Here is a 2,046-nt window from a genome sequence, read left to right as displayed (position 1 = left end):
TGGCCGCCGCCACCTCCACCGGCACCGCCTCCGGTGCCTTCTCGCTGTCGGCGGCCTTAGCCTTGGCCTCCGCCGCCGGCTTGCAGGCGCTCAGCAGCAACGTGGTGGTGACCAGCAGCGCGGCAGCGCAAGTGGCAGTGCGGCGCATCAGCGGTCGCGTCATCGTCGTGTCCTTGGTGGATGGCGTGAATGGTGTTGTAGATAAGTAGATCACCAAACGACGTCGTGCCGTATGCCCCAAAGGTCACGGGTCGCCCACCGCCGCCAGTTTCGGAGCCGCGAAAGGTGAGGCTATACTCGGGCCGTTCCGTGTTCCCCCACGCCGGAACCCCAATCCGTCCTCCGGACCACGAAACCATGCGCACGCAGCCGCTAGCCGCTTGTTTTGCTCTGGCCGTACTCGTTTCTGTTGGGGCCGCCCCGGCGATGGCGCAGACCGCGCCGGCGCCCGCCGCTCCCGCTGCCGCAGCCGCGGCACCTGCGCCTGTTCAGGGCAACGCGGCCAACGGCCGGGTGCTCACCTACACCTGCCAGGGCTGCCACGGCGTCACCGGCTACAAGAACGCCTATCCCAGCTACCGCATCCCCAAGATCGGCGGGCAGTCGGCGCAGTACCTGACCCAGGCGCTGACCGAATACCGGCTCGGCAAGCGCAAGCATCCGACCATGCAGGCCCAGGCGGAAAGCTTCTCCGACCAGGAGATCGCCGACATCGCCGCTTTCCTGTCCACCCTCAAGTAGGCCTCCCATGCCGAACGCCGCGCACGCCTTGCGTCCCGCCCTCGTCCTGCTTGCCGCCCTGTGCCTGGGGGCCTGTTCGCAATCGCAGGTGGAATCCACCAGCAAATCCGCCGGCGACCCCGGCCACGCCAGCGGCGAGCACGGTTCCGGCTCCTCCGCCGGCCTGCCCGGCGGGCGCATCGACGCCGGCGACAAGCTCGCCCACGCCAAGGGCAAGGCCACCGGGCAGAGCTGCATCGACTGCCACGGCGCCGACGGCAACGCGCCGATCGACCCGACCTATCCCAAGCTCGGCGGCCAGTACGGCGATTACCTGGCACACGCGCTGCAGGCCTACCGCGGCGGCACCCGCACGCATCCGCTGATGAGCCCGCAGGCAGCGCAGCTGAGCGACCAGGACATCGCCGACCTGGCCGCCTACTTCGGCTCGCGCAGCAGCCAGTTGCGCGATTTGCACGGCGTGAACTGAGCGCACCGCGCGCAGGGACCGCGCACGCCACATGACGCGCGCGGTCGCCTGCACCAGACTGCGCCGAGCAGCGGCGACGGGACTGCGCACAGCGCGCGCTCCGGATGCGACACCGTCGACGCGTGACCAGCTCGCCGCCACTCTCGCGTGGTGCGCGATCCGGTGGCGCTTCGACCCTATCCAACGACGTGAGGCACACACGTAAGAGCGGCTTCATCCGCGATGAGCCCTCGCAGGCAACGCCGTGCTAGCTGAAGTCGTCCACTCGGACCAAACCGCGCCCGGTCCGCGCGTGCCGCAGCTGGTGATGTGCGGCGCCCGCATGTGTGAGCGGGCGGGTACCCCGCCACTCAGCGACTGCCGTTGTCTTCCTGCAGCTCGCGTTTGAACGGCACGTTCGGCGGCGGCCGCGCGCCAGCCGGCTGCTCGTTGAGATTGGGGTCGGTGATGCTGCAGCCGCCGCCCACCTGCAGGATCGAGACCACACAGGAAATGCTGCTGGTGGTGCCCGGGATCGGGATCTTCACCGACTTGATGCCGCGCCGCACCCACTCTTCCAGCAGCGTCGCGTTCGGCAGCCAGTACTTGTCGAACGAGGTCGGCGTGTAGTCGTACGGCGGGCGCTTGAGCCACTCGCCGGCCTTTTCGATGCGCTCGCGCGTCCAGGTGTCGGTCTCCGAGCCAGGCGCGCTGCGCGCCGGTGCCTGGTCGTTGCCGCGGCCATCGGCCAGGCGCACGCTGCCGTCGGCATTGAACAGGCCGCCGCCCTTGCTGGCGCCGGCACCGGCATCGCCGGGGCGGTTGCGTGCGGCCGCGCCCCAGTCGTCGCCGCGCTG

At 69.9% G+C, this 2,046-nt stretch carries 2 protein-coding genes and 2 pseudogenes; 2 read left to right on the top strand and 2 right to left on the bottom strand.

Features of this window, described 5'->3' with window-relative positions; all coding sequences use genetic code 11:
* Positions 1-163: pseudogene (locus D588_RS28810) on the bottom strand (efflux transporter periplasmic adaptor subunit); the annotation flags it as partial.
* A 194-nt stretch (positions 164-357) separates the two neighbouring features.
* Here D588_RS28810 and D588_RS0117555 point away from each other — a divergent pair.
* Together D588_RS0117555 and D588_RS0117550 are read left to right on the top strand one after the other, a co-directional pair.
* Positions 358-741, top strand: coding sequence for a cytochrome c (locus tag D588_RS0117555; protein ID WP_026143839.1), 384 nt, complete (start codon positions 358-360; stop codon positions 739-741).
* 7 nt (positions 742-748) lie between these two features.
* Positions 749-1,210 carry a cytochrome c gene (locus D588_RS0117550; protein ID WP_017911097.1) on the top strand — a complete coding sequence of 154 codons (462 nt, stop codon included), beginning with the start codon at positions 749-751 and terminating at the stop codon, positions 1,208-1,210.
* A 350-nt stretch (positions 1,211-1,560) separates the two neighbouring features.
* Here the strand turns inward: D588_RS0117550 and D588_RS0117545 are convergent.
* A pseudogene (locus D588_RS0117545) lies at positions 1,561-2,046 on the bottom strand (transmembrane repetitive protein); the annotation flags it as partial.

Origin of the sequence: Xanthomonas sp. SHU 308, from assembly GCF_000364645.1 — a bacterium.
GTDB lineage: Bacteria > Pseudomonadota > Gammaproteobacteria > Xanthomonadales > Xanthomonadaceae > Xanthomonas_A > Xanthomonas_A sontii.
The sequence above is the reverse complement of the archived record's forward strand: the minus strand, read 5'-3'. Positions and strand labels throughout refer to the sequence as shown.